General features: G+C 72.2%; 24 protein-coding genes, 1 tRNA gene and 1 other RNA gene. 10 read left to right on the top strand and 16 right to left on the bottom strand.

The window, feature by feature from the left end:
- The first annotated feature begins 192 nt into the window (after positions 1 to 192).
- The gene (gene wrbA, locus ACIP8Z_RS20965; RefSeq protein WP_319315000.1) at positions 193 to 801 is read left to right on the top strand and encodes an NAD(P)H:quinone oxidoreductase; all 609 of its coding nucleotides are present in this window, start codon (positions 193 to 195) and stop codon (positions 799 to 801) included.
- A gap of 79 nt (positions 802 to 880) precedes the next feature.
- On the opposite strand, the gene ACIP8Z_RS20960 is transcribed toward wrbA, so the two are convergent.
- Positions 881 to 1,168 (bottom strand): metal-sensitive transcriptional regulator, encoded by a 288-nt coding sequence (locus tag ACIP8Z_RS20960; RefSeq protein ID WP_030318196.1) that lies wholly within the window; start codon positions 1,166 to 1,168, stop codon positions 881 to 883.
- A gap of 79 nt (positions 1,169 to 1,247) precedes the next feature.
- On the bottom strand, positions 1,248 to 2,069 hold the full coding sequence (locus ACIP8Z_RS20955) for a TetR/AcrR family transcriptional regulator (protein ID WP_402085493.1): 822 nt from the start codon (positions 2,067 to 2,069) through the stop codon (positions 1,248 to 1,250).
- A gap of 64 nt (positions 2,070 to 2,133) precedes the next feature.
- On the opposite strand from ACIP8Z_RS20955, the gene ACIP8Z_RS20950 reads away from it, so the two are divergent.
- Positions 2,134 to 3,609: an MFS transporter gene (locus ACIP8Z_RS20950; protein ID WP_402085490.1), complete on the top strand. Its 1,476-nt coding sequence runs from the start codon at positions 2,134 to 2,136 to the stop codon at positions 3,607 to 3,609.
- Between the two features lie 79 nt (positions 3,610 to 3,688).
- Here ACIP8Z_RS20950 and ACIP8Z_RS20945 read toward each other — a convergent pair whose 3' ends face one another.
- Both ACIP8Z_RS20945 and ACIP8Z_RS20940 read right to left on the bottom strand, forming a co-directional pair.
- The gene (locus tag ACIP8Z_RS20945) at positions 3,689 to 4,231 is read right to left on the bottom strand and encodes a GNAT family N-acetyltransferase (protein WP_402085487.1); all 543 of its coding nucleotides are present in this window, start codon (positions 4,229 to 4,231) and stop codon (positions 3,689 to 3,691) included.
- A gap of 60 nt (positions 4,232 to 4,291) precedes the next feature.
- A complete protein-coding gene (locus ACIP8Z_RS20940) occupies positions 4,292 to 4,708 on the bottom strand; it encodes a YciI family protein (protein WP_402086498.1) in 417 nt (138 codons plus the stop codon).
- Positions 4,709 to 4,852: 144 nt separating this feature from the next.
- Between ACIP8Z_RS20940 and ACIP8Z_RS20935 the strand changes: the two genes are divergently transcribed.
- Positions 4,853 to 5,482 carry a MarC family protein gene (locus ACIP8Z_RS20935; protein ID WP_402085485.1) on the top strand — a complete coding sequence of 210 codons (630 nt, stop codon included), beginning with the start codon at positions 4,853 to 4,855 and terminating at the stop codon, positions 5,480 to 5,482.
- A gap of 21 nt (positions 5,483 to 5,503) precedes the next feature.
- Here ACIP8Z_RS20935 and ACIP8Z_RS20930 read toward each other — a convergent pair whose 3' ends face one another.
- The 4 genes from ACIP8Z_RS20930 to ACIP8Z_RS20915 all read right to left on the bottom strand — a co-directional run bounded on the left by ACIP8Z_RS20930 (position 5,504) and on the right by ACIP8Z_RS20915 (position 10,056).
- On the bottom strand, positions 5,504 to 6,745 hold the full coding sequence (locus ACIP8Z_RS20930) for a winged helix DNA-binding domain-containing protein (RefSeq protein ID WP_402085482.1): 1,242 nt from the start codon (positions 6,743 to 6,745) through the stop codon (positions 5,504 to 5,506).
- A gap of 144 nt (positions 6,746 to 6,889) precedes the next feature.
- Positions 6,890 to 7,948, bottom strand: a complete 1,059-nt coding sequence (locus ACIP8Z_RS20925; RefSeq protein WP_402085480.1) for an aldo/keto reductase — start codon at positions 7,946 to 7,948, stop codon at positions 6,890 to 6,892.
- 204 nt (positions 7,949 to 8,152) lie between these two features.
- Positions 8,153 to 9,058, bottom strand: coding sequence for an alpha/beta fold hydrolase (locus tag ACIP8Z_RS20920; RefSeq protein ID WP_402085478.1), 906 nt, complete (start codon positions 9,056 to 9,058; stop codon positions 8,153 to 8,155).
- A gap of 14 nt (positions 9,059 to 9,072) precedes the next feature.
- Entirely contained in the window at positions 9,073 to 10,056 is a 984-nt protein-coding gene (locus tag ACIP8Z_RS20915; RefSeq protein ID WP_402085475.1) for a DUF5937 family protein, read from the bottom strand.
- Positions 10,057 to 10,243: 187 nt separating this feature from the next.
- On the opposite strand from ACIP8Z_RS20915, the gene ACIP8Z_RS20910 reads away from it, so the two are divergent.
- Positions 10,244 to 11,470, top strand: coding sequence for an MFS transporter (locus ACIP8Z_RS20910; protein ID WP_402085473.1), 1,227 nt, complete (start codon positions 10,244 to 10,246; stop codon positions 11,468 to 11,470).
- Positions 11,471 to 11,479: 9 nt separating this feature from the next.
- Here the strand turns inward: ACIP8Z_RS20910 and ACIP8Z_RS20905 are convergent, their stop codons facing one another.
- From ACIP8Z_RS20905 to ACIP8Z_RS20890, 4 genes are all read right to left on the bottom strand, one after another.
- On the bottom strand, positions 11,480 to 11,689 hold the full coding sequence (locus ACIP8Z_RS20905) for a DUF4287 domain-containing protein (protein ID WP_402085470.1): 210 nt from the start codon (positions 11,687 to 11,689) through the stop codon (positions 11,480 to 11,482).
- Between the two features lie 89 nt (positions 11,690 to 11,778).
- Complete coding sequence (locus ACIP8Z_RS20900; protein WP_402085468.1) at positions 11,779 to 14,031, bottom strand: FtsX-like permease family protein; 2,253 nt, start codon at positions 14,029 to 14,031, stop codon at positions 11,779 to 11,781.
- Entirely contained in the window at positions 14,028 to 14,702 is a 675-nt protein-coding gene (locus tag ACIP8Z_RS20895) for an ABC transporter ATP-binding protein (RefSeq protein ID WP_402085465.1), read from the bottom strand. Before ACIP8Z_RS20895 ends, ACIP8Z_RS20900 begins: the two co-directional genes overlap by 4 nt.
- Before the next feature lie 57 nt (positions 14,703 to 14,759).
- Positions 14,760 to 15,170: a hypothetical protein gene (locus ACIP8Z_RS20890; protein ID WP_402085462.1), complete on the bottom strand. Its 411-nt coding sequence runs from the start codon at positions 15,168 to 15,170 to the stop codon at positions 14,760 to 14,762.
- Positions 15,171 to 15,384: 214 nt separating this feature from the next.
- Here ACIP8Z_RS20890 and ACIP8Z_RS20885 point away from each other — a divergent pair, with 214 nt between their 5' ends.
- Positions 15,385 to 15,951, top strand: coding sequence for a hypothetical protein (locus ACIP8Z_RS20885; RefSeq protein ID WP_402085460.1), 567 nt, complete (start codon positions 15,385 to 15,387; stop codon positions 15,949 to 15,951).
- A gap of 82 nt (positions 15,952 to 16,033) precedes the next feature.
- On the opposite strand, the gene ACIP8Z_RS20880 is transcribed toward ACIP8Z_RS20885, so the two are convergent.
- From ACIP8Z_RS20880 to ACIP8Z_RS20870, 3 genes are all read right to left on the bottom strand, one after another.
- Positions 16,034 to 16,294, bottom strand: coding sequence for a hypothetical protein (locus tag ACIP8Z_RS20880; protein WP_402085458.1), 261 nt, complete (start codon positions 16,292 to 16,294; stop codon positions 16,034 to 16,036).
- Complete coding sequence (locus tag ACIP8Z_RS20875) at positions 16,291 to 16,716, bottom strand: VOC family protein (RefSeq protein WP_402085457.1); 426 nt, start codon at positions 16,714 to 16,716, stop codon at positions 16,291 to 16,293. The genes ACIP8Z_RS20880 and ACIP8Z_RS20875 overlap by 4 nt, the downstream gene beginning before the upstream one ends.
- 134 nt (positions 16,717 to 16,850) lie before the next feature.
- Positions 16,851 to 17,051, bottom strand: coding sequence for a hypothetical protein (locus ACIP8Z_RS20870; RefSeq protein WP_402085455.1), 201 nt, complete (start codon positions 17,049 to 17,051; stop codon positions 16,851 to 16,853).
- A gap of 128 nt (positions 17,052 to 17,179) precedes the next feature.
- Here ACIP8Z_RS20870 and ACIP8Z_RS20865 point away from each other — a divergent pair, with 128 nt between their 5' ends.
- Positions 17,180 to 17,812 carry a TetR/AcrR family transcriptional regulator gene (locus tag ACIP8Z_RS20865; protein ID WP_402085453.1) on the top strand — a complete coding sequence of 211 codons (633 nt, stop codon included), beginning with the start codon at positions 17,180 to 17,182 and terminating at the stop codon, positions 17,810 to 17,812.
- A 69-nt stretch (positions 17,813 to 17,881) separates the two neighbouring features.
- Here ACIP8Z_RS20865 and ACIP8Z_RS20860 read toward each other — a convergent pair.
- A tRNA-Ser gene (locus tag ACIP8Z_RS20860) sits at positions 17,882 to 17,969 on the bottom strand.
- Positions 17,970 to 18,210: 241 nt separating this feature from the next.
- Here ACIP8Z_RS20860 and ffs point away from each other — a divergent pair.
- From ffs to ACIP8Z_RS20840, 4 genes are all read left to right on the top strand, one after another.
- Positions 18,211 to 18,309, top strand: an RNA gene (ffs, locus tag ACIP8Z_RS20855) — signal recognition particle sRNA small type.
- 144 nt (positions 18,310 to 18,453) lie between these two features.
- Positions 18,454 to 20,610: a DNA polymerase III subunit gamma and tau gene (locus ACIP8Z_RS20850; RefSeq protein ID WP_402085451.1), complete on the top strand. Its 2,157-nt coding sequence runs from the start codon at positions 18,454 to 18,456 to the stop codon at positions 20,608 to 20,610.
- Between the two features lie 61 nt (positions 20,611 to 20,671).
- Positions 20,672 to 21,922 carry a phosphoribosylamine--glycine ligase gene (purD, locus tag ACIP8Z_RS20845; RefSeq protein ID WP_402085448.1) on the top strand — a complete coding sequence of 417 codons (1,251 nt, stop codon included), beginning with the start codon at positions 20,672 to 20,674 and terminating at the stop codon, positions 21,920 to 21,922.
- A gap of 251 nt (positions 21,923 to 22,173) precedes the next feature.
- Positions 22,174 to 24,141, top strand: coding sequence for a hypothetical protein (locus ACIP8Z_RS20840; protein ID WP_402085446.1), 1,968 nt, complete (start codon positions 22,174 to 22,176; stop codon positions 24,139 to 24,141).
- Positions 24,142 to 24,410 lie beyond the last annotated feature (269 nt).

Here is a 24,410-nt window from a genome sequence, read left to right as displayed (position 1 = left end):
CCTGTTCCTGGTGCGCCGCCCGTGCGCCCTGTTGCGCGCTGTGTCGCGCTGTTTCTCTCTTCGCGCCCCGTCTCCCCGTTCCGGTAGCCCTCGATGTGAGCATACCTGTTCCCCTTGCAAAGCGGATAGCAATCCGATTAGGCTCCTGACATTGAAACGGAAACTGATCCGCTTCTGCCGGAGGAGATCGCCATGTCCGTGAAGGTCGCCGTCATCTACTACTCGGCCACGGGTGCCGTCCACCAGCTCGCCCAGGCCGTCGCCGAGGGCGCGGAGAAGGCCGGCGCCGAGGTACGGCTGCGCCGGGTGCCCGAGCTCGCCCCGGCCGCCGCCATCGACTCGAACCCGGCATGGCGCGCCCACGTGGACGCCACCGGTGACGTGGAGGTCGCCACCCTCGACGACCTGGAGTGGGCGGACGCGTACGCGCTCGGCTCCCCGACCCGTTTCGGCAACGTGGCCGCGCAGCTGAAGCAGTACATCGACACCACGGGCGGCCTCTGGCAGCAGGGCGTCATGGCGGACAAGCCCGCGACCGCCTTCACCAGCGCCCACAACCTGCACGGCGGCAACGAGTCGACGCTGCTCGCGCTCTACAACACCTTCCACCACTGGGGCTCGGTCATCGTCTCCCCCGGCTTCACGGACCCGGCGGTCTACGCGGCCGGCGGCAACCCGTACGGCACCGCCCACCCGGGCGCGAACGGCGCCCCGGAGGAGAACGTCCTCCAGGCCGCCCGCTACCAGGGCCGCCGTCTGACGACGATCGCGAAGCGCCTGAAGGGGCTCGCGACCGACTGACCACGCCGGCTGGCGCCGCAAAAGACGTACCCCCGGGGGAGATCCCCCGGGGGTACGTCCGCGTCTCGAAGGGCGGTGGTCACGCCAGCGACAGGAACAGCTTCTCCAGCCGGGCGCGCATCGCGTCGCGGTCCTCACCGTTCCGGCGGGCGTCCTCGACGTCGGTCAGGCACTGCTGGAGGCCGGTCGCGATGATCGCGAACCCGGCCCGGTCGAGGGCCCGGGAGGCGGCGGCCAGCTGGGTCACGACCTCCTCGCAATCGCGGCCTTCCTCGATCATCCGGATCACGCCGGAGATCTGGCCCTGAGCCCGGCGGAGCCGGTTCAGTACCGACTTCAGCTCCGCACCAGCGAGATCCAGTTCCACAGCTACTCCTCATAGATACCCCAGGGGGTAATTTACTCCCCGCGCGGGGCTCCGTCGAAGACCAAGGATGACACCTGCGTCAGCTTGCGGGCGTGGACGAGGGCGCGGCGGCGGGTCCGGGCACGGGGGTGGGCGCCGTGGCGGGCGCGTACCGCCGGAGGAACATCTCGACTCCGTCGACGACGAGACGCTCGCCCAGCTCCTCGCCGAGCTCCGTCCCGTGCTGCTCGAACACCATCTGCGGGAAGACCAGCAGCGAGTAGAGCTGGAGGACGGCGACCTCCAGGTCGGGGATGTCGAGGAGGCCCCGGTCCGCGAGGGCGCGCAGGGCGTTCGTGACGGCGGGGTGGTGGCCGGCCGGGCCGTGTGCGCGCCAGGCGCGGCCCAGCTCGGGGAAGCGGTGGACCTCGGTGGCGACGAGGGTGCGCAGGGCACGCCCCTCGGTGTCGGCGCGCAGGGCCCGGCCCCAGGCGCGGCCGGCGTCGGTGAGGGCGGCCTTGAGCGCGTCGGGCCCGTCGGCGTCGATGAGCCGCGCGAGATCGGGCGCGTCGCTCCGAGGCTCGCCGCTCCGCCCGCCCGGCCCGCCCTGTCCTCCCGGTCCCGCCTGTCCTCCCGGTCCCGCCTGTCCTCCCTGTCCGCTTTCCCTGAGCGGCTCGTCGAGGCCGCCCGCGACGACGGCGGTGAAGAGGGCTTCTTTGCTGCCGAAGTGGTTGTAGACGGTCACCTTGGAGACGCCGGCCTCGGCGGCGATGGCGTCCATGCCGACGCCGAAGCCCTCGCGGAGGAAGAGGTCGCGGGCGGCCCGGACGATCGCCTGCCGCTTGCGGGCGGCGCGGGGGCCGGTGGGGGCGGGCTTGGCGGCCGGCGCGGGTTCGGCGTCCGGTGCGGGCAGGGCGTCCATGGCCTCACCCTACCCAGGAAACTGTACTCTTGAGTTCAACTGTACTGTGCCGTACAGTTCAGTTATGCCCACCGAATCCGCCGTACCCTCCCCTGCCCACGACCAGGCGCGTGGTCACGACCGGGCCCACGACCACCCGAGCCCCGACCCGCGCCGCTGGAAGGCCCTCGCCCTGATCTGCGCGGCCCAGTTCATGCTGGTCCTCGACGTGACCGTGGTGAACGTCGCGCTGCCCGCGCTCGCCACCGACCTCGACCTCGGGCGCACCGCCCTGACCTGGGTCGTCACCGCGTACACCCTCTGCTTCGGCGGGCTGATGCTCCTCGGCGGACGGCTCTCCGACGCCCTCGGCGCCCGCCGGGTGCTCCTCACCGGCCTCGCCCTCTTCACCGCCGCGTCCCTGGCCTGCGGCCTCGCGCCGAACGCCGGCGTCCTGCTCGGCGGCCGCATCGCCCAGGGCATCGGCGCCGCACTGCTCTCCCCGGCGGCACTCGCCCTGGTCACGACGGTGTTCCACGGCCCGGAGCGGCCGAAGGCGCTGGGCGTCTGGGCGGCCGTCGGCGGTACGGGATCGGCGGTGGGCGTCCTGCTCGGCGGCGCCCTCACCTCGGGCCCGGGCTGGCCGTGGATCTTCTACGTCAACGTCCCCATGGGCCTCGCGGTCCTGGTGGCCCTGCCGAGGTTCGTACCGGCGATGGCGAGGCCCGCGAAGCGCGGCGGCGGCCTGGACGTCCCGGGCGCCCTCCTCGTCACGACGGCGACCGGCGCACTCGTCTACGGCCTGGTCGCGGCGGGCGACTCCGGCTGGACGTCGGCGGCGACGCTGCTGCCCCTCCTGGGCGCGCTCGCGCTCTACGCAGCCTTCGCGGCGACCGAGCGGAAGACCCGCGTCCCGCTGATGGACCTGCGGATGCTCACCCGGCGACCGGTCGTCGTGGGCTCACTCCTCATGCTGGTCGCGACGGCGCTGCTGATCTCGTTCTTCTTCCTCGGCTCGATGCACCTCCAGCACGTCCACCACCTCGACGCCCTCCGCACCGGCCTGCTGTTCCTCCCGGTGGCACTCACCACGGCGGTCGGCGCCCATCTGGGCTCCCGCCTGGTGAGCACGGCCGGCCCGCGCGTGTGCGCGACGGGAGGCCTGACGGTCGCGGCCCTCGGCTGCCTCCCGCTGGCCTTCGCCGACCCCGCGTCCGGCCCGTGGACCACGCTCCTCCCGTCCCTCGCGACGGCGTCGCTGGGCCTCGGGGCGGTCTTCGTCACGGCGACGACGACGGCCCTGGGCCTGATCGCCCCGCACGAGGCGGGCCTCGCCTCCGGCATCGTGAACACCTTCCACGAACTGGGCGGCTCCATCGGCGTCGCGCTCGTCTCCACCCTCGCCCTGACCACCACGACCACCCCGACCCCCACCCCGGCCGGCCTGACAGCCGCGTACACCCTCTGCACCGCCACGGCGGCGACCGCGGCCCTGGCGTCCCCCCTCCTCATCCCGAGGGGCCGCCCCCACATGACGGGCGGCCCGCACGGCATGCACTGACGGGCGGCCCACACGGCATGCACTGACGGGCCGACCGATGCCGGAGCGGATTCCGCGCGGGATCAGACCAGGCACGGGTTCAGAGCGGGGCCAGGATCATCAGGATCTCGTCCCGGTCGTCCCCGGGCGCCAGCCGCAGCGCCCCGGGCCAGCGCCCGACCTCCCGCCACCCGAGCCGCCCGTAGAACGTCTCCAGGCCGGCGCCGCCGCGCGCGGCGAGACGGAGCTGCTCAAGTCCCATCTCGTCGCGGGCGATCTCCCGTACGCGACGCATGAGGGCGGCCCCGATGCCGTGTCCCCGCAGACCCGTCCGGGTCTGGACGTGATGGAGCGTCCCCCAGTGCGCGACGAGCCGGAAGTCGTCGCGGCGGACGTTGAGCCATCCGACGAGGGCGTCGTCGATCGACGCGACCAGAAGACGGCTCGACGCGGGGGCGAGGCCCGCGACGAGGAAGTCGACCGCGGGGCCGGCCAGCTGCGCGTCGATCGGCGGGAAGGGGAAACCGGCCGCCCCACCCGCGTTGGTCACCTCGATCCAGCAGTCGAGGAGGTCGTTCCGCAGCTCCGGAGAGACGTCCTCCGGAGCGGTGAACTGTCGAAGAACGAGGGATCCGATATCCACGCGGCCGATCCTCGCACCCGGCACGGACGGTGCCGGGTGCGAGTACCTGGCCCCGCGCCGTCAGTCCTGGGTCGGGCCCGTCTCGTCGACCGGGCGGATGACCACCGGGTAGGCCGGGGCGCCGGGCGGCTGCGGGCAACGGGCCACCTGGGCGGCGATCTCCGTGACGCGTTCCAGGGAGGCGCAGTCGAGGAGCCAGTAGCCGGCGATGACCTCCTTCGTCTCCGCGTACGGGCCGTCGGTCACGACCGGCTTCCCGTCGCCGTCCACCGTCACGAACCGGGTCGTGGAGGGGGCGGCGAGGCCCTGGGCGTCGATCATCTCGCCGTTGGCCGCCAGCTCCTCGTTGATGGCGTTCATGTGCTCGAACATCGCCTTGAGGTCGGACTTGTTCCAGGCGGGGCTGTCCTCGCTGGGGCGGCCCACCATGGCCTCGTAGTCCGCCTGCGCGCCCTCCACCATCACCAGGTACTTCATGACGTCCTCCTCGCTCATCGTTCCCGGCTCTTCCGGGCGTACCGCCTCTCGCAGGACAGTCGGAGCGGAGGACCGGTTCTCGACACCGCGCGGGCACCGGCCGGAAAAACCGGAGAAATCACCCGCCCGCACCATGATTCCGATGTGAACGCCTTCAGCTACTCCGCCGCCTTCATCACCTTCTTCTCCGTCGTCGGCCCCCCGAAGGTCCTCCTCGCCTTCGCCGGCCTCGCGCAGGTCCACCCCGTGAGCCAGATGCGGACCATCGCCCTCATCTCCTCCGGCGCGGCCGTCCTCGTCGGCCTGGTCATGGGCATCACGGCCCCGTGGCTGCTGAACGTCTTCCACATCAGCACCCCGGCACTGCAGCTCGCGGGCGGCGTCATCTTCTTCATCTACGCCGTCGGGCTCGTCCTCGGTCTCCACCTCGGCTCCAACACCACCCACCAGGACGCCCCCGACATGGTCAGCGGCGTGCGCGAGCTGCTCATGCCGTACGTGGTGAGCCCGCTCGCCATGACCGCCGTGCTCATCGAGGCGGCCGCCCGCGACTCCTTCAGCTGGCGCTCGACCGTCGTCGGCGCGTACGTGTCCGTCATCGCGCTCGACCTGGTCTGCGTCCTGCTGCTCGCCCGCGTCCTGCGCCGCACCCACCACGCCACGATCGAGCTGCTCGGCCGCCTGCTCGGCCTGCTGCTCGCGGCCGTCGGCGTGGACCTGGTCCTGGACGGACTCTCGGAACTGGGCGTCCCGGGCCTCTACCTGCGCAAGTGAGCGAGGGGGCGGGTACGGGGATCAGGCGCTCAACTCCCGCTCCAGCGGCGTACGGAACCGGGGCGTCACCCGTACGTCCCCGATCCACCCCGCCAGCCGCTCCGCCTCCGCGCCGATCGCCCGCCCGGCCGCCGCGCCCACGTCCGTCAGGAGCCGGTGCGCGATCTCGCCGTCCGGGCGCTGGGCCCACCCGCCGACGATCCGGCCGTCCCACCACACCGTCGGCCCGATGTTCCCGCTGCGGTCGTACAACGCTGCCCGGTGCTCCGGGTCCAGGTACCAGTCGCGCGCCTGCCAGCCCATGGCCGTCGGATCGAGCGCGGGCAGCAGCGCCGCCCACGGCTCGGGCTCCGCCGCCCGCTCCGTCACGGGGTCGAGGTCGTCCGGCAGGACGAAACCGGTCCCCTCGTCGAGGGTCACCGGAACCGCCCCGACGGCGGCGAGCGCCCCGCGCACATCCGTCACCTTCCACCCCGTCCACCACTTCAGATCCGCCTCGGTGGCGGGCCCGCAGGCCCGGAGCCACCGCCGGATCAGCTCGGCGCGCGCCGTGGCCGGATCGAGCGCGGTCGGAAGCGCGGAAGGAAGCCCGGAAGACAGCCCGGGGGGCATCCCGGAACGGGGATCGCCGGGACGCGCCCAGCGGAACTGGCTGGACGTCCACGTGCCCAGAGGCCGGCCACGCACGATTCGCCCCTCCATGCCGAGCACCCGCAGCACCCGGCTCGCGACGGACTGGACACCCTCCTGCCGCGTGCCCTTCCCGTACAGGTACGTCGATCGCAACGCCGGTACGGCCCTGCCGAGTTCGGCCCCGCTCGCCTCGCCCCGTACGGCCAGCTCGGCGAGGACGAGCTGCTCCGCCTCCGCCAGCCACGCCGCGTCGAAGTCGCTGCCGGCCGCCAAGTGCCGGATCAGCGTGGTGCGTTCGCGGACGGCGGCCGGGTCGGTCGTCGAGGCCTGGACGGCGGGCGCGAGCGCGGCGGGGAAGACGAAGACCGTGTGCCGCATGCCGTGCATCCGAACCAGCGACCGCTCCTCGTACAGCGCCCGCTCGACGTCCGCCACGGGCCCGGCCTTCCCGGCCAGCCGCGCCCCCACGGCGAGGAACACACTCGCCGGATCGGTCCCGTGCAGGGCGACGAGCGACCCCGCGACCTCCTCCGCCGACCCGGCCCGCGCACTGCCGGCCAGCCGATGCCGCACCCCGAGCCGCGCCCTGCGCTCGGCGGCGCCGATCGTCCTCGTCCTCGTCTCACCCATGCGGCCAAGCATGGCGTCAGAGACGGACAGGAACGAGGAAATCCGTCGGTCCACACCGGGATGACGGGCCCGGGCGCCACAGCCACCCCGGCCGCACCGGCAGGCGCGTAACAGGATCAGCCGTCACAACGGGACCAGATGGCCCTACCCGGCCGCCCGCTCCTCCAACGGCCGCCGCCGCAGCGCCGGCTGGGTGAGGAACGGCGGCTGCCACGCGCCGTCCGCGCGGTAGAGGTTCGTGCCCGGCGGCACGATCGCGTCGATCCGGTCCAGGACCTCGTCCGTGAGAACGACGGGCGCGCCCTTCAGCAGCCCCTCCAGCTGCTCCATCGTCCGCGGCCCGATGATGACGGAGGTCACGGCCGGGTGCGAGGCGGCGAAGGCGAGCGCGAGCTCGGGCAGGGAGCAGCCGATCTCGTCGGCGAGGGTGATGAACTCCTCGACGGCGTCGAGCTTCGCGGCGTTGCCCGGGAGCGCCGGGTCGAAGCGGTGCGGGGTGAGCGCGGCGCGCCCGCTGGTGAGGTCGATCGGCTGCCCCTTGCGGTACTTGCCGGTGAGGAAGCCGGAGGCGAGCGGAGCCCAGGTCAGGACGCCCATCCCGTACCGCTGGGCGACGGGCAGGACGGAGGCCTCGACGCCCCGCGCGAGCAGCGAGTACGGCGGCTGCTCGGAGCGGAAGCGGCGCAGACCGCGCCGTTCGGCGACGGCGTGGGCCTCGACGATCTCCTCGGCGGGGAAGGTGGAGCAGCCGAACGCCCGGATCTTGCCCTGGCCGACGAGGTCGCCGAGGACGTCGAGGGTCTCCTCGATGTCCGTGCGGTGGTCGGGCCGGTGGACCTGGTAGAGGTCGATCCAGTCGGTGCCGAGCCGCTTGAGGCTGTTCTCGACGGCCCGGGTGATCCAACGCCGGGAGAGACCACCCCGGTTGGGGCCCTCGCCGCCTACGGGGAAGTACACCTTGGTGGCGAGGACGGTCGCGTCCCGCCGGCTGGAGTCGCGCAGCGCCTTGCCGACGATCTCCTCGGACTCGCCGGAGGAGTACATGTCGGCTGTGTCCACGAAGTTGATGCCCTGGTCGAGGGCGGCATGGATGACACGTACGGAATCCGCGTGGTCAGGATTGCCGACGGCCCCGAACATCATGGTGCCGAGGCAGTACGTACTTACTTCGAACCCGGTCCCGCCGAGTACCCGATAGCGCATGCGCGCACTCTAGGAATTCGAGTGCACTCCAGGGCAAGGGCCTGTGGTCGGTCGGCGTCTGGGCCGCGGAGGGGTGACGGGGATCGACGGGGGCCGGATGGAGGGGCGGCTGTGATCGACGGGGGCCGGATGGAGGGGCGACCGTGACCGACGGGGGCCGGACGGAGGGGCGACCGTGACCGACGGGGGCCGCCCCGAGCCGCGTCAGTCCGTCCCGGGCCCGTCCGCCGGACGGAACGAGCCGCCACGGCCACCGCCACCGTCGCCGTCCGCGAGGAAGTCGACGATCAGCCGGTGGAGGACCCCGGGCCGCTCCAGGTGCACGTCGTGGCCGGTGCCGGGCAGGCTGGTGCCGTGCAGCGCGGGCCGGCGGCGGGCCATCTCCGCGTACTCCTCGCCGCCGATGATCCCGCCGTGTTCGCCCTGGCCGAGGACCGCGAGGGTGGGGCAGGTGATGGCGGACCACTCGTCCCAGAAGGCGCGGGTGGCGATCTCGTCGAGGGACCGGACCATGACCTCGGGGTCGAAGCGCGGCCACAGCCCGTCGGCCCGCTCCTCGAGGCCGCGCGCCCAGCCCTCGCCCACGGAGTCCGTGCCGCCGCCGAGGTACGCGACGGCCGCCGCCCGCGAGGGGAACGGCACCGGCCAGGCCCGCAGCCAGCCGCCGATCTGCTCCTGGACGCCTGGGTTCGCCCCGTCGGGCCCGGCCTCGACGAGGACGAGGGCGCGCGGCAGGCCGGGGCGGGCTGCGGCGGTGAGGAGCGCGGTGCTCCCGCCCAACGACTGTCCGATCAACACGGGCCGATCGAGCCCGAGTTGCTCGATGACGGCGATGACGTCGGCGACGTACGCGGCCCGCGAGACGTCGCCGTCCGACGGGTTCCGATCGCTGCCGCCGTGCCCGCGCTGGTCGAGGGCGACGACCCGATGGCCGGAGTCCCGGAGCAGCCGGGCCGTGTCGTCCCACTCGCCGGCGTGCCCGGCGAGTCCGTGGAGAAGAAGAACGTCGCCCCCGGAACCACCCCGGTCGCCCCAGTCGCGACACGAGAGCCGTACGCCGTCACGGATCACGAACCGCTCTGACCAGGAGGAACTGGAGGAAGGTGTCATCCCTCCATGATCCCTTACGGGTTGAGGAGCTGATCGGCGACGGCGGTGCGGGCGTACAGGACGGAGCGCCCGCTGCGATGGGCGGTGACGAGGCCGGCGTTGCGCAGGGCGATGAGGTGCTGGGAGACGCCGGCGGCGGAAAGCCCGCAGTTGGCGGCGAGTTGGGTGGTCGACGCGGGGGTGTCGAGCTCGGTGAGGAGCAGGGTGCGGGAGCGCCCGAGAACGGCGGCGACGGCCTCGGTGGCATCGGTGGTACGAGGCTCCCAGACGGCACCGAAGCCCCTGGCCGGGTAGGCGAGTTGAGGGGGATCGGGATGGACGGACCGGGTGAGGACCCGGGGCCAGGCGAACACGGAGGGGACGAGCAGCAGCCCGGATCCGGTCTGGTCGCGGCTGAGCGCGCAGTGCCGCCGTACGAGCCGCAGGGTGCCGTCGTCCCACCGTACGGTCTCGTGGAGCTCGCTCAGCACCCGCGCCGAACCGTGCTCGGCGACCTGCCGGGCCCGATGGAAGACGTCGGCCTCCAGGACGTGCTGGATGCGGGCCCAGTAGGGGGCGAGGGCGAGCTCCCAGTAGGCCTCGATCTCGTCGACGACCTTGCGGAGCACGGCGGGAGGGTCGTCGTGCAACAGCCGGAGCCGGTCGAGCGGCTCACCTCCCGCCAAGGTGCGGAGATCGTCCCGGACCTGCTCGACGGGCGTGCGGAGAACGGCGTCGAGCTCGGTGTCGAGGGTGGGGAAGGGCCCGGCGGGGGTGGGGTTGAGGAAGTCGGCGAGGTAGCCGTGGGCGGGTACGAGCGCGGCGAGCCACCCGCGATCGAGCCCGGCCCGCGTGATCCGGGGCCGGACCTGGGCGACCCAGCGCCGATGGGGACCGGAGTCGGGCCGGCCGACGAGGACGCGGTAGCTGGTGACGACCTCCCACATGGGGGAGACGGCGAAACGGGTCTGGGCGAGGTCGGCGGCGGAGAAACTGAGCCCGGATTCCAAGGGGTCCACGTCCTAGGGTCCACAAGCGCGGCTGGGAAGAGCTGACTGGCTTCGACGAGGGGGTCCGATCATCGGCTTCGACGATGGGGTCCGACCCTCGGCTTCGGCGATGAGGTTCGACCATCGGCTTCGATGATTGGATTCGGCCAGAGCTTAATCAATGGAGGCGGAGGTGGGACGGGGGCAGCCTCGACGCATGCCCACTCTCACTGCGTCGTCCCTCATCCCGTCCTCCTTCCGAGGACTGCCATCCGTCGTATGGACGATCTTCGCGGGAACGATCGTCAACAGGCTCGGCTACCTCGTGACGCCGTTCCTGGTCTTCTTCCTGGCCGCGCGCGGGGTGACGGGCGCGGAGACCTCGTACGTCCTGGGAGCCCTGGGCACGGGCAACCTCCTGGGCCCGGCCGTGGGCGGCATCCTGGCCGACCGGATCGGGCGCCGCCCGACGATGCTGATCGGCCTGATCGGAGCGTCGGCGGCGCAGGGCGCGCTGTTCCTGGCTCCCGGCGTGTGGACGATGGCGGCGGCGGCGCTGCTGATCAGCGCGGCGGGCAGCACGGTCTCGCCGGCGGCGTACGCGCTCCTCGCGGACGCCGTGGACAGCGAGCGGCGCCGGCGCGCGTACGCCCTGTTCGGCTGGGGAGTGAACATCGGCACGGCGGTGGCGGGAGTCCTCGGCGGCTACCTGGCGGCGCGGGGCTACTGGCTGCTGTTCGTGGTGGACGCGGGCTCGATGCTGGCGTACGCGCTGGTGGTGGCGGTGCGGCTGAAGGACCCGAAGGGGGAGACGTCCCGGGAGACGTCCGAGGAGAAGAAGGACGGCATCGGCTACGGGGTGGTGCTCCGAGACCGCCTGGCCCTGCTCCTGCTGCCCCTCTTCGGAGTGCAGCTCTTCGTGTACTCGCTGACAGAGGTGGCCCTGCCGCTGGCGGTCCACGACAGCGGCCTGTCGCCGGCGGTGTACGGGGCGATGGCGGCGGTCAACGCGATCCTGGTGGTGGCGCTGCAGCCGTTCGCGACGGCGAGGCTGTCGAGGTTCCCGCAGCTGGCGGTGCAGGGCGCGGGCGGCACGCTGATCGCGGGAGGGGTGGCGCTGACCGGGCTTGCGGACAGCGTGGCGGGCTTCACGGTGTCGGTCGTCGTCTGGTCCCTGGGCGAGGTGGTGGTGGCGGGCATCGCCGCGGGCGTGGTCGCCAACCTGGCCCCGGCACACGCACGGGGCCGCTACCAGGGTGCCTTCAGCTGGACGTGGGGGCTTGCGCGCTTCGCGGCGCTCACGCTGGGGGTGGCCGCGTACACGACGCTGGGCCCGTCGGTGCTGTGGTGGACGGCCCTGGTGGCGGGCACCGCCGCGGCGCTGGCGACGGTGGCGCTGACGGCGAGGGTGAACGCCCGCACGGCCCACGAACTGGCGGCGTGAGCCCGGGGGCTACTTCCCCTCGGCGAGGGTGTGGGCCACGAGCGCGTTGGCGTGCCCGTGGCCGATACCGTGCTCGGCCTTCAGCCAGGAGACGAGCTCCATGTGCTTGGTGAGCGGCGAGGAACGGATGAGGTCCTGCCACTCGGAGATGGGCCGGCCGTACTTCTTCTCGATGGAGGGGAAGTAACTGGCGGGTCCTTTGACGACGTTCTCGGCCACGGGAGTCTCCAGGGTAGGTGAGTGAGTACGACCAGTAGGAACTACAAGTAGGACCCCCACTCCACCGAAAACTCATCGGAGCCGCAAGATCAATCGCGCCGGATGTGCTCGGGGTCGATGTGCCGCCGCACCATGGGCACGGAGGCGAGCGCGGCGACGAGCAGCACGCCCAGGGCGCAGGCGAACAGCAGGGGCAACCCCTGCCAGTCCCAGTGCACGGCACCACCCCCGGTGATCAGATAACTGGACTCGGCGAGCCACCCGGCGACGACGGCACCCCCCAGCCCCACGACAAGCGGCAACAACACCTGCATGACCTGCACCCCCCGCAACGTCCCGGCCCGAGCCCCCAGAAGCGCGAGCGCGGTCACCTGCCCCCGCCGCTCCATGGCCCGATCGGCCACGGACACGACGAACGCGGCCACCCCGATGACAAGCCCGAGCACCATCCCGACGGCAAGCAGACTGCGAATGACGGTGAGCTGAGCGAGCGAGTCGATGACGATCCCGACGGGCTCGACGGGGGAGGTGGGAGCGACGGCCCCGATGCCGTCGAGAACGGAGCGGACGGTGGCGGGGTCGGAGTCGCTGATGAGGGTGAGGGTGCCGGCGGAATCGGCGAGGGGGGCCGGGACGAGAGCAGGAGGTACGAGCAGGGCGCCTGAAGCGAATACGGATACATCCCAGGGTCGTACGTTCACCGTTTCCCGGGGAACGGTGAATGTGGCCTTTCGGCCGTCCTGCAAGGTAAAGGGGTAGCGCTCTCCCGCCTTCGGGTCGTACTCCAAAGGCGAGTGGTCATTGCGCAGTTGCATGATCTTGCCTTCAACGCAGCCTGTAGAGCGCTCTGTGGACGAGGCGAGCTCCGCGCAGGTGGCGACTACCAACTCTGCGTGGGAGACATCACCGTCGTCCATGGGATCCCAAGAGCTGTACGAGACCACCTGTGTCCGTACACCCGGCACGTTCGCGAGTGCCTCCCGCTGAGGGGGCGTGAGTTTGTCCAGGCTGATCTTGTATTCCTGCAGAGGAGCTGTCCGCCGACTGACCTGGTCGATTTCGACAAGTACCCCCTGCGCCAGCGAGGCGCCGAAGACCAGCAGCACGAGCCCGGTGACCACCCTCAACGAGGACCCGGGGTCGACCTCGGTCCGTCGCATCGCCAAGGCCACCGGGAGCGACTTCGCCGCCCCGGCCAGTCGTCGCGCCAGCCACGCTGTGATGGGCCCCAGCCCGAAGACGAGCCCGGCACCGGTCAACAAAACGGCACCGGGCACCAGCAGAGAACTGGCTGATCCCCCGGAAGGGTCCCGCCCAGCGATGCTCAGCACGCAGTACCCACCGATGATGCCCAGTCCTGGCACCAGAAGCAGCGTTCCGAACTTCCTCGGAGGCTTGCGGTCCCCGGTTCGTCGCACACTGATGGGGGACATGGCAGCCCGCCGTGCGCTGAACTGCCCTACGAACCATGCGAGCGCCGGGCATCCCAGCAGACACATGGCAAGGGTCGTCCCGGAGGGCCGGCCATCTGCGGGATACCAGTGCAAGCCTGGCAGTCCGACCCGAGCCATGACCTCGTTCACCCCGAGATACCCCGCGACCCCGATCACGGCCCCGACCGATGCGGCTGCGACGCTCTCCCCGGCATTGACCCGCAGGGTGTCCTTCATGCTGAGCCCGACGAGCCGGAGGGCGGCAAGCCGCCGGGAACGCGATTCTCCAGAGAGTCGGGCGCAGACGGAAAGGAAGATGACGAGTGGGAGCAGCACGATGCACCCGAGGGTGAACCGCAGGATGGTGAGAGTCGACGGGTCGACGATCTCCCGCCAGGTTCGGCCAGTGCCGAAGGCACCGAGCTCTTCTGCCTCGGTCAGCTCGGCCGGAGTAGTGCCGATGTATGCGTACAGGTCGTCGCTGGCACCCAGCCCCTGCGGCGCGATGGTTCCGGTGACTCGGCCGGGAACAAGACTTGCCATGCGTGGGCGGGAAGCGAGGATCTCGCTGAGTTTCGGAGAAACGATCGCCTCACCGGCGCCGGGAAGTTTCTCGATGCCCGGCGGCACTGGCGTAGGCCCGGGGCTGGTCTGTGCAACGAAGACTCGATGGAGAGGCTGTGACCCATACGGATCCCTGAATTCCTGGAACAAGACATTGCTGGTGCCTGGACGCGGCTCACGGGCTGCCGTGCGAGCGTCATGGGCCATGAGGATCGACGGAATGGCCAGGACGGCGGCAAGGCAAGCCACCCCGAGCGCCGAGCCGAGTGCCATCAAGAGGAAGCGAACCCGCCCCCGACGCCCGCTTCCCCACAGAAGACGCATCCCGAGGACGAACGCGTTCACACAGCCACCCGCTGAGCCAGGACACCGTCCGACATCGTGTACCGCGTGTCGGCCCTCGCGGCCACCTCGGCATCGTGCGTCACGATGATCACGGCCGTCTTCTGTCTCCGTGCCAAGTAAAGGAACTCATCCAGCACGGTAGTCGCGTTGGCGCTGTCGAGTGCCCCGGTCGGCTCGTCCGCGAACACCACGTCAGGTCGGTGGACCAGGGCCCGGGCGACCGCTACACGCTGACTCTGGCCTCCCGACAGTTTCGAGGTCCTGCGCCGTAACAGATCACCCATCCCGAGCCGCCCCAGTACCTGGGCGGCCACCGCATGCGCATGCGTCTTACTGATGCCGGCGAGCCGAAGGGGGAGCGCCGCGTTCTCTTCCACGGTCAGCTCCGGCAGGAGCTCCCCGTACTGGAAGACGAACCCGAGGCGCGTTCGACGTAGGGCGCTCAACTCTCCATCAGGGAGGGTGGAGAGCTGAACACCATCGAAGGTCACGGTGCCGGTGGTCGGTGGCAGAACCCCCGCGAGGCAATACAGCAGCGACGACTTACCCGACCCGCTACTGCCCATGATGGCGGCCACCTCGCCGCGTCTGAGCGTGAAATCAGCACCGCTGACGGCTTGCTCGGTGCCGTAGAAGAGATCCACGCCCTCAGCGCGGAGAATGACGTCCATCGTGATGTGCTCCCTGGGGGCGGGGAGCCGCGCTTGGGCGGCTCCCGGAACCGTCAACTACTTCCGCCAGAACAGCCGCTCCGGTGAGCAGTAATCAGGGCGCAAGGACCCACGGTCGATGCACGCGTGCAGTCGCACTTCCTTGGTCTTCAGAACCGCGCCGTCGTAGAAGACCTTGTCGACCTTGATGCTCTTCCCCTGGGCGCCCTTGAGGTGGCCCCACTCGTAGCCTTCGACTTTGGTGCGCAGGTAGACGTTGTGACCGTCGTCCTTGTTGCCGTCCCGCAGCTGGCCCTGTACATGAAGCCCGCTTGGCACCTTGGTCGTCGGCTGCCACTGGTACTTGCCCTTGAACGCAACTCCCGGCGTTTCCATGACCAACTCGTGCCAGGACGAGTTGGCCACCGCCACCCCCATCCCCCCAAAGAACAGCCCCGCGGCCACCACCGCCGTAGCGAACTTCCTCATCGATAACCCCTGTTTGGTCGAGCCGACTGGTCATCACAGAAAGTATCGGCATCACTACACACCGGTGGTCGCAGTAACGTCCCTCCCTCCCATCACCCCCCGATCCAGTGAACGAGGCCGTCCCGCAGGACCGGGGAACCCCGGCCCACCCCGTAGGAGTGATCACCGGTGCGCCTCCGTGATGGCGAACCGCGGCAGCCCCAAAGATGCGCGCATGCGTCTTTCCTCCTCCCCCGTCACGCTTCGCCGCGCCCTTCTCCCCTTCGTCGCCGCCGTCGCCCTCCTCGGGACCGCCGGTTCCGCCGGTGCCGGTGCCGCCGAGGCGTGTGGGTCGGTCATCACCGCACCGCTCGCCCGGCCCGTGTCCGCCGACGACCCCTGCCCCAGCACCGACCCCGTCGTATGCCGGATCCGTGTGCTGCCGATGGACCAGAAGGTCGAGGCCCAGCGGACCCGGATGCGGTACCACGGGCTCCTCGAGGACATGCACCGCACGGAGGCCGCCATGCGTGAGGCGGGGGCCACGGACGAGGAGATCGCCCGTGAGCTGGTCGACATGCGGAACCAGGCCAAGGAGATCACCCGCGCCGGCATGACCCCGGAAGAGGTACGGATCCTCGAGCAGCGGAACATCGCCAAGTACGGCAACCCGCTCGGTCCCACCGCGGACCAGCTGTACGCCAAGTACGGGTCCTGGCAGCAGGTGATCGACGCGTCGATGCGTACCAGCTACGCCGTCGACCGCGAACTCAGCCTCGAGTACCGCCCCTGCCCCGTGTAGGCACACGCGAACGCACACGAACGCCGGTGGGCCGGGACGCCAACGCGTCCCGGCCCACAGGCGTTCACGGAGGAGGCGGGCCTCACACAGCCCAGGGGTGGACCCGGCGTACCAGGTCCGGCGGCAGGATCACGGTCCGGCCGGCCGCGACCTTCTCGGTGCGGCCCCCGCAGGTGATCGTCCACACCTGTTCGCGGCTGATGGTGTGCTCGGGTCCGGTCGCCCCCGCGGCCATCTCCACCGTCCAGGTGCTGAGTTCGGCGCTGCCCCGGCTCGGCGCGGCGAGGCCGGTCATCGTGGCGTCGGGGGAGACGGTGACGGACTCGGGCGACGGGGTGATCACGTGCGCGCGGGTGCCTCCTCTTCGACGGGGCCGGGATCGGCCGACGGCGTGACCCACTCGACGAGCTGGACCACGACACCGTTGGGGTCGGTCAGCTGGAACAGCCGCTCGCCCCAGGGCTCTTCGCGCAGCGGCATCGTGATGGGAGCGCCCGCGGCCCGCAGTCGGGCCTCTTCGGCCACGAGGTCGGTGACGGTGAACGCCAGGATCAGGCCCGCGGCCTGCTGGTCGCGCTGTTCGGGCGGCAGGACGTCGGTGCCCCGGCGCAGCAGCACGATGTCGACGGCGGCGTCCTCGCGGGTCAGCGAGGCGAAGCCGTCGGCGGCCATGGCCACCTGGTAGCCGAGGTGGGTGGTGAGGAACTCCTGGGAGGCGTCCACGTCGGCGACGGTGAGGGAGAGGGTGGAGGTAGAGACGTTCACGGCGGCTCCTCAGAAGCGGACCAGCGGACCAGCGGACCAGCGGATCAACGGATCAACGGTTCAATGCGTCGGCGGGCAGGCCGGTCAGTGGGTCGGTGGGCGTACACCGCGCGCAGCGCCAGGCCCGGCCGGTGTCAGTACGTGCGGCGCGGCGCCTGGAACCGGTTACGTGCCTCACCGCGGCCCGTACGCGGCAGCTCGCGGCGCGGGGGGCGCCGGGCGGCGGGCGTCGGCCCGGTGTCCTGGGCGGCGGCGGCGCCGAGCTTGGCGGTGCTGGTGAGAGCGGTACTGAGAGCGGTGCTGAACGCGGCGAGATCCTGCTTCGGCATACGCATACGCGACCTCTTCCTTTTGGCTCTTCGCCCCTGGGGTTCTACCGGGCGATTTTTGCAACGGACGTAACTTTAGGCACGACCGCGAGAGTGCGTCAAGGATATTTTTACGTCGCGTGTAAGATTCGCTCATGGGTACCGAGAGCACGGGACTCCGCGAGTCCAAGAAGCAGGAGACCAGGCAGCTGATCTCCGACCACGCCACCCGCCTCTTCATGGAGCAGGGCTTCGAGCAGACGACCATCGCCGAGATCGCCACGGCGGCCCGCGTCGCCAAGAAGACGGTCACCAACTACTTCCCGCGGAAGGAGGACCTGGCCCTCGACCACCACGAGGCGTTCACCGCGACCCTGGCCCGCGCGGTCGCCGACCGCGCCGCGGACGAGTCGCCGCTCGCCGCGCTGCGCCGCGAGTTCGCCGCCGCGGTCGAGGAGTGCGACCCCGTCGCGGGCTTCGCCGGACCGGAGTTCGCCCGCATGATCGCCGAGAGCCCCACCCTGAGCGCCCGCCTGCGCGAACTCCACGACCTGCGCGAGGAGGCCCTCGCCGAGGCCCTGGCGGCCGTCGCCCCCGCCCAGGCCCCGGCCATCGCCCCTCGGGCCGCCGCGGCACTCCTCGGCGCCGCCCACCGCCTGCTGTTCCAACGCATCCAGGAGCTCACCCTCGCCGGGGAGCCCAACGCCCGGATCGCGGCCGTCGTGGCCCCGGAGGCGACGTACCTCTTCGATCTCCTCGAAGCCGGCCTCCCCGCCGGGGAGAACTGACCGCCCCGGACAACGTCGAAGGCCCCGCTGCAAGCAGCGGGGCCTTCGACATCGTGCCCGGTGAGGCACTGGCGGAGGATACGAGATTCGAACTCGTGAGGGGTTGCCCCCAACACGCTTTCCAAGCGTGCGCCCTAGGCCTCTAGGCGAATCCTCCGCCGCGAACATTACATGACCGAAGAGGGTGCTCGCGAACTCGATCCTGGTGGGGGGTGGTGAGGTGCCCCGTGGGTGTCCGGCACGGTGTTCGTCGACGTGTCCGGCGAGGTGTTCGTCTACGTGTCGTCGACGTGCTCGGTGGCGTGCTCGGTGGCGTCTCCGGTGAGGGGCGGCCAGCTGTTCCGCAGGGGAGCGAGGGGGCGCGGGGCTTCGGGGGGTTCGCCATCGGGTACTCTGGGCGAAGCCCCTCACGCGGTGCTATCTGACTGAACTCCCCCAGGGCCGGAAGGCAGCAAGGGTAGGTCGGCTCTGGCAGGTGCGTGGGGGGCGCTTGCGTTCCCGTGCGAGGCGGGGCCGCGGCCCTGGCCGGGGCCGCCGAAGGCCGGGGCGGTGACCGTGGCCGTACCCGCGGTGGACGTCGCGCCGGCCGCCGGTGGCGGATTTTTCCCGGGTTGTCGGTGGGCGCCTATAACCTCGTACATGTGTCGTCTCTCGCGCTCTACCGCCGCTATCGCCCCGAGTCCTTCGCCGAGGTCATCGGGCAGGAGCATGTCACCGACCCGTTGCAGCAGGCCCTGCGGAACAACCGGGTCAATCACGCGTACCTGTTCAGCGGGCCCCGCGGCTGTGGCAAGACGACCAGTGCGCGCATTCTCGCGCGGTGTCTGAACTGCGAGCAGGGGCCCACGCCCACGCCCTGCGGGGAGTGCCAGTCCTGCCGTGACCTCGCGCGGAACGGGCCGGGGTCGATCGACGTCATCGAGATCGACGCCGCCTCGCACGGTGGTGTGGACGACGCCCGTGACCTGCGCGAGAAGGCCTTCTTCGGGCCCGCGTCGAGCCGCTACAAGATCTACATCATCGACGAGGCCCACATGGTCACCCCGGCGGGCTTCAACGCCCTGCTGAAGGTGGTCGAGGAGCCGCCGGAGCACCTCAAGTTCATCTTCGCGACGACCGAGCCGGAGAAGGTGATCGGGACGATCCGGTCCCGGACCCACCACTACCCCTTCCGGCTCGTCCCGCCCGGGACCCTGCGGGAGTACCTGCGGGACGTCTGCGGGCGCGAGGGCATCGCCGTCGACGACGGCGTGCTGCCGCTCGTCGTGCGCGCCGGCGCCGGTTCCGTGCGTGACTCGATGTCCGTCATGGACCAGCTCCTCTCGGGGGCCGCCGCCGACGGTGTGACGTACAGCATGGCCACCTCCCTGCTCGGCTACACGGACGGCTCGCTGCTCGACGCGGTCGTGGAGGCCTTCGCCGCCGGTGACGGCGCCGCCGCGTTCGAGGTCGTCGACACGGTCATCGAGGGCGGCAACGACCCGCGCCGCTTCGTCGCCGACCTCCTGGAGCGGCTGCGTGACCTGGTGATCCTGGCCGCCGTTCCCGACGCCGCCGAGAAGGGGCTCATCGACGCCCCGGCCGACGTGATCGAGCGCATGCAGGCGCAGGCGTCCGTGTTCGGCGCCGCCGAGCTCAGCCGGGCCGCCGACCTGGTCAACACCGGTCTGACCGAGATGCGGGGGGCCACCTCGCCCCGGCTCCAGCTGGAGCTGATCTGCGCGCGCGTGCTGCTGCCCGCCGCCTTCGACGACGAGCGCTCCGTGCAGGCGCGCCTCGACCGGCTGGAGCGCGGTGCGGCCACCGGGCCCGCGCCCGTCTTCACGCCCGGGGCGCCCGGCCCCGCCCTGGGGTACGTCCCCGGGCCCGACGCCCACACGCCGATGGCCCCGCCCCCGCCGGCCCCCGCCCCGGCTCCCGCGCCCACGCCCGTACAGGCCCCGCCGCAGGCCGCACCGGCACCGGCGGCCGCGCCGGCACCCGAGCCGGTTCAGGCGCAGCCCGCCGCCCCCCGCCCCGGCGCCTGGCCCGGTGCCGCCACCCCCGGCGGCGCCGCACCCGGCGGCGCCGCACCCGGTGCCTGGCCCGGTGCCTCCGCGCCCGCCGCGCCGGCCCCGACCGCCCCCGCCCCCGTCCACGCACAGCCCACGCCGCAGGCCCCCGCGCCCGCTCCCGCCTCGGGCGGTGGCGGTGACACCGCCCAGGTGCGCAACCTCTGGCCGCAGATCCTCGACGCCGTGAAGAACCGGCGCCGCTTCACCTGGATCCTGCTCAGCCAGAACGCGCAGGTCGCCGGCTTCGACGGCACGACCCTCCAGCTCGGCTTCCTCAACGCCGGAGCCCGCGACAACTTCGCGAGCAGCGGCAGCGAGGACGTCCTGAAGCAGGCCCTCGCCGAGCAGTTCAACGTGAACTGGAAGATCGAGGCGATCATCGACCCCTCGGGCGGGGCCTCGCCGCCGCCCGCCGCGACCGGCTTCGGCGGCTCGGGCGGAACCGGAGGCTTCAGCCGCCCGCAGGCGTCCGCCCCCGCTCCCGCGCCGTCCTTCCAGCAGGCGCCGCCGCCCACCCCCGTACAGCCGCAGGCTCCGTCCGCCCCCGCGCCCTCCTCGTTCCAGCAGGCCCCGCCGCCCGCTCCCGCGCCCGCGTACACGCCGCCCGCGCCGCAGCCGGTGGCGCCCGAGGACGACGTGCCGGAGGAGGATGACCCGGACCTCGTCGACTCCGCCCTCTCCGGGCACGACCTGATCGTGCGCGAGCTCGGCGCCACGGTTGTGGAGGAATACACGAACGAGTAGGGGCGTCTCGTTCAGTGGCCCGCACAAGGGGCATCCCGGTCGTCGGGCTACCCTGACAGGCGTGAAGGTCCTCGTCATCGGCGGCGGCGCCCGCGAACACGCCCTGTGCCGCTCTCTCTCCCTCGATCCCGACGTCACCGCTCTGCACTGCGCGCCCGGCAACGCCGGAATCGCGGAGGTCGCCGAGCTGCACCCCGTCGACCAACTGGACGGCGACGCCGTCGCGCGCCTCGCCACCGAGCTCGGCGCCGGCCTGGTCGTCGTCGGCCCGGAGGCTCCGCTCGTCGCCGGTGTCGCCGACGCCGTCCGCGCGACCGGCATCCCCGTCTTCGGCCCGTCGCGGGAAGCGGCGGAGCTGGAGGGCTCCAAGGCGTTCGCCAAGGACGTCATGGCCGGCGCCGGGGTGCCCACCGCCCGCAGCTACGTCTGCACGACCCCGGAGGAGATCGACGAGGCGCTCGACGCCTTCGGCGCTCCGTACGTCGTGAAGGACGACGGCCTCGCCGCCGGCAAGGGCGTCGTCGTCACCGACGACCTCGCGCAGGCCCGGGCCCACGCGCTCGCGTGCGACCGGGTGGTCATCGAGGAGTTCCTCGACGGCCCCGAGGTCTCCCTCTTCGCCATCACCGACGGCACCACCGTCCTCCCGCTCCAGCCCGCGCAGGACTTCAAGCGCGCGCTCGACGACGACGAGGGCCCGAACACCGGTGGCATGGGCGCCTACTCGCCGCTGCCCTGGGCCGACCCGAAGCTGGTCGACGAGGTCCTCGCGACCGTCCTCCAGCCGACGGTCGACGAGCTGCGCCGCCGCGGCACGCCGTTCTCCGGCCTGCTGTACGCGGGTCTGGCCATCACCGGCCGCGGCGTCCGGGTCATCGAGTTCAACGCCCGCTTCGGCGACCCCGAGACCCAGGTCGTCCTGGCCCGGCTGCGCACCCCGCTGGCCGGCGTCCTGCTGAACGCGGCCAACGGCACCCTGGACGACCAGGCCCCGCTGAGCTGGAGCGACGACGCCGCGGTCACCGTCGTCATCGCCTCGCACAACTACCCGGAGACCCCGCGCACGGGCGACCCGATCGAGGGCCTCGACGAGGTCGCCGAGAAGGACGCCCCGCTCGCGTACGTCCTGCACGCCGGGACGAAGCGGGACGGCGACGCGATCGTCAGCGCGGGCGGCCGCGTCCTCTCGGTCACCGCGACCGGAACGGACCTGGCGCAGGCCCGCGAGCGTGCCTACGCGGCGGTCGGCCGTATCCGCCTTGACGGCTCCCAGCACCGTACGGACATCGCGCGGAAGGCCGCCGAGGCCTGACGGGGGCGCCGATTTCTCGCGCGGCCGTGCGGTGGATCGCACGGCCGCGCGAAATCCATCACCTTTGCCCAAAGCCATACCTTCGAGTGACGGCTGGGCCATCCGGATGACGTCCGCCGAAGCCCCAACTAGGGTGCGGCGAAGGCGTTCCGGCACTTGGCCCACCGGCATTGCGATGTCGGTGGCGGGTGCCACAGTGGGGGTGTGAGCAACACCGCCACAGGCAGTCCCGACAAGGGCAGGAGGGGGTGATGTACGGCGTGTCCGGTACCGGTTCCGTTGTCGGCGAGGAGTGGGGAGCGCGCGCCGCGCGCTCCCGGGCCCTCGCCGTCCTCCGGGTCCGCGGCAGGGCGCTGGGCCTCGCGGTCCTGCCCGCCGCCGTGGCCGTCGTCCTGTACGCGGGCGGGGTCACCGGCCACTTCACCGGCTCCGGCTGGGACGCGGCCCGCTGGGTGGTGACCGTCCTCGCGGTCCTCGTCCTGCTCGCCGCCACCGCCGTCGCCCTGGTCGTCGCCCGGGCCCGCCCCGCCGCCACACCGACGGTGGAGCTCGCCGAGACCGCCGCCCCCGACCTCTACCGGCTCGTCCGGGACCTGGCCGACCGGCTCGACGTCCCGGCGCCCGCCGCGATAGCCCTGACCCCGGACTGCGACAGCTGGCTGGAGGACCGCACCCACCGGGCCCACCGCGCGCTGCGCACGCGGGGAGGTGAAGGGGAGAGCGAAGGCGCCCCCGTCCTCGTCATAGGCTCGCCCTTCCTGTGGTGGATGCGCGTCGGCGAGCTGCGGGCGGTCCTCGCCCCCGTCGTCGCCGGTACGGGCCCCGCCGCACACCCCGACATAGCCGCGGCCCGCCGCTTCGTCCGGGGCCTGGACGCCGCCGTGGCCGTACCCGGAACCCCCGGTCTCGACCCGGTCCGCCGCCTCGGCGCGCACGGGGTCGGGCAGGTCGCCCGCGTCCTCCTCCGCGCCTGCCGCGGGCACGCCGCCGAGATGGAGCGCGGGGTCGCCGCCGCCGGCTCCGAGCGCGCCCAGGCCGTGGACTACGGCGTACGGATCGTCGCCCAGGAGCAGGTCGGCCTGGCGTACGCGGGCTGGGACCGGCTCCTGACCCGCGTCGCGCTGCCCGCCTGGCGGATGGGCCGCTGGCCCGCCAAGCTCGACGCCGGCGTGGTCTCCGCCCTGACCGAGCTCTCCCGCCGCGACCGGCTCGCGGACGGCTTCGCCTCCCGCCTCGGCGAGCGCCCCGCCTGCGACCTCCTGGAGGAGCCGGGCGCGGTCGACGAGGCCACCTCGCTGCTCGCCGCCCGTCTCTTCCACGGCGGCCCGGCCGAGCCCGGGCCCGACTGGTCCCCGGTGGAGTGGAGCCAGTACCCGGAGGAGGTCGTCGACCGGAAGTGGCGCACCGACGCGGCCCGGCTCCACCAGGTCCTCGACGGCCTCGGCCTCGCGCACTCCGCGGGAGGGGTCGGGGGTGGTGAGGGCGTCGCCGACGGTCCGACCCTGACCCGGGTGATCGCCCACCTCTCCACGGAGCCGACGAAGCCTGCCGATGCCGATGGCGACGCCGGTGGCGACGCCGATGCCGGCGGGGCAGCCCTTGAGGCCGCGCAGGCCACGTCGCCCCAGGAGCGCCCGTTCCCGGCGGACGACATCCACACCACCGGCACCGACGCCGCCACCGGCATCGCCGCCACCACTGCCACCGACGCCGACGCCGACGCCGACGTCGACCTCGACACCGAGGACGACGAAGAGGCCGTCAACCCCGCCGCCGAGGCGCTCGCAGGCGCCCTCAGCGCGCTCCTCGCGCGTGAGGAGGCCGCCCGGGAGGCGCGCGTGGCCGCCACCGCCCTGACCGCCGAGGCGGCGGCCCGCAGCGCCGAGAAGGACGACCGGCACTCCGGCGGCACACCCCCCGCGGTCGTCAGCGGCCCGGACGGCCCGCTGCCGCTCTTCCCGCTCCAGCCGCCCCGCTCCGGCCGCGATCTGCTCGCCGACCACGTCACCGCGATGGTCTGCTGTGCGGCGGTGGACACCGCGGAGGCCACCCCCGGCCTCGACTGGCTCGACGGTCCCGCGCTCCTCGTCGGCGGCGAGCGGGCGGCGGACCTCGGTCCCCGTGTCCTCGCGCTCGTCGAGGACGGCGATCCGGAGCCGCTGCGGGTGTGGCTGGCCCGCACGGGGGTGCGCCCCGAGAAGCCCGTACGCCTGGTCTGAGGCCTCCCGGGGTCCTGGGGGCCGTCCGGAGGCGGTCCGGAGGCGGGCCGGGGGCCATCCGGAGGCGGTCCCGGGGCCATCCCGGATGCGAGTTCGGAGGAGCCCTGGAGATCACCCGTTTCGGAGCCCCGTCTTCCACTCTCGTCAATTCACGACGAACGGTGACGGAGTGCGTGCGTTATGTGATGTGCTGGAGACCGCCGCTGACAGAGGCACGACCCAGGAGCCTGAACCAGGGGCACGATCCGACACGAGCAGACAGGCACTGA

The organism is Streptomyces sp. NPDC088553 (assembly GCF_044752965.1).
Taxonomy (GTDB): domain Bacteria; phylum Actinomycetota; class Actinomycetes; order Streptomycetales; family Streptomycetaceae; genus Streptomyces.
Note: the sequence above shows the minus strand (reverse complement) of the source record. Positions and strands in the feature narration are given on the sequence as shown.

Bases quoted from the DNA above. Each gene is read 5' to 3' on its own strand.
- ACIP8Z_RS20870 (WP_402085455.1), bottom strand. From the start codon at position 17,051: ATGCGTATGCCGAAGCAGGATCTCGCCGCGTTCAGCACCGCTCTCAGT.
- ACIP8Z_RS20950 (WP_402085490.1), top strand. From the start codon at position 2,134: ATGCCCACCGAATCCGCCGTACCCTCCCCTGCCCACGACCAGGCGCGT.
- ACIP8Z_RS20920 (WP_402085478.1), bottom strand. From the start codon at position 9,058: ATGACACCTTCCTCCAGTTCCTCCTGGTCAGAGCGGTTCGTGATCCGT.
- ACIP8Z_RS20930 (WP_402085482.1), bottom strand. From the start codon at position 6,745: ATGGGTGAGACGAGGACGAGGACGATCGGCGCCGCCGAGCGCAGGGCG.
- ACIP8Z_RS20840 (WP_402085446.1), top strand. From the start codon at position 22,174: ATGTACGGCGTGTCCGGTACCGGTTCCGTTGTCGGCGAGGAGTGGGGA.
- ACIP8Z_RS20890 (WP_402085462.1), bottom strand. From the start codon at position 15,170: ATGAGGAAGTTCGCTACGGCGGTGGTGGCCGCGGGGCTGTTCTTTGGG.
- ACIP8Z_RS20885 (WP_402085460.1), top strand. From the start codon at position 15,385: ATGCGTCTTTCCTCCTCCCCCGTCACGCTTCGCCGCGCCCTTCTCCCC.
- ACIP8Z_RS20955 (WP_402085493.1), bottom strand. From the start codon at position 2,069: ATGGACGCCCTGCCCGCACCGGACGCCGAACCCGCGCCGGCCGCCAAG.
- ACIP8Z_RS20910 (WP_402085473.1), top strand. From the start codon at position 10,244: ATGCCCACTCTCACTGCGTCGTCCCTCATCCCGTCCTCCTTCCGAGGA.
- wrbA (WP_319315000.1), top strand. From the start codon at position 193: ATGTCCGTGAAGGTCGCCGTCATCTACTACTCGGCCACGGGTGCCGTC.
- ACIP8Z_RS20940 (WP_402086498.1), bottom strand. From the start codon at position 4,708: ATGAAGTACCTGGTGATGGTGGAGGGCGCGCAGGCGGACTACGAGGCC.
- ACIP8Z_RS20865 (WP_402085453.1), top strand. From the start codon at position 17,180: ATGGGTACCGAGAGCACGGGACTCCGCGAGTCCAAGAAGCAGGAGACC.
- ACIP8Z_RS20895 (WP_402085465.1), bottom strand. From the start codon at position 14,702: ATGGACGTCATTCTCCGCGCTGAGGGCGTGGATCTCTTCTACGGCACC.
- ACIP8Z_RS20925 (WP_402085480.1), bottom strand. From the start codon at position 7,948: ATGCGCTATCGGGTACTCGGCGGGACCGGGTTCGAAGTAAGTACGTAC.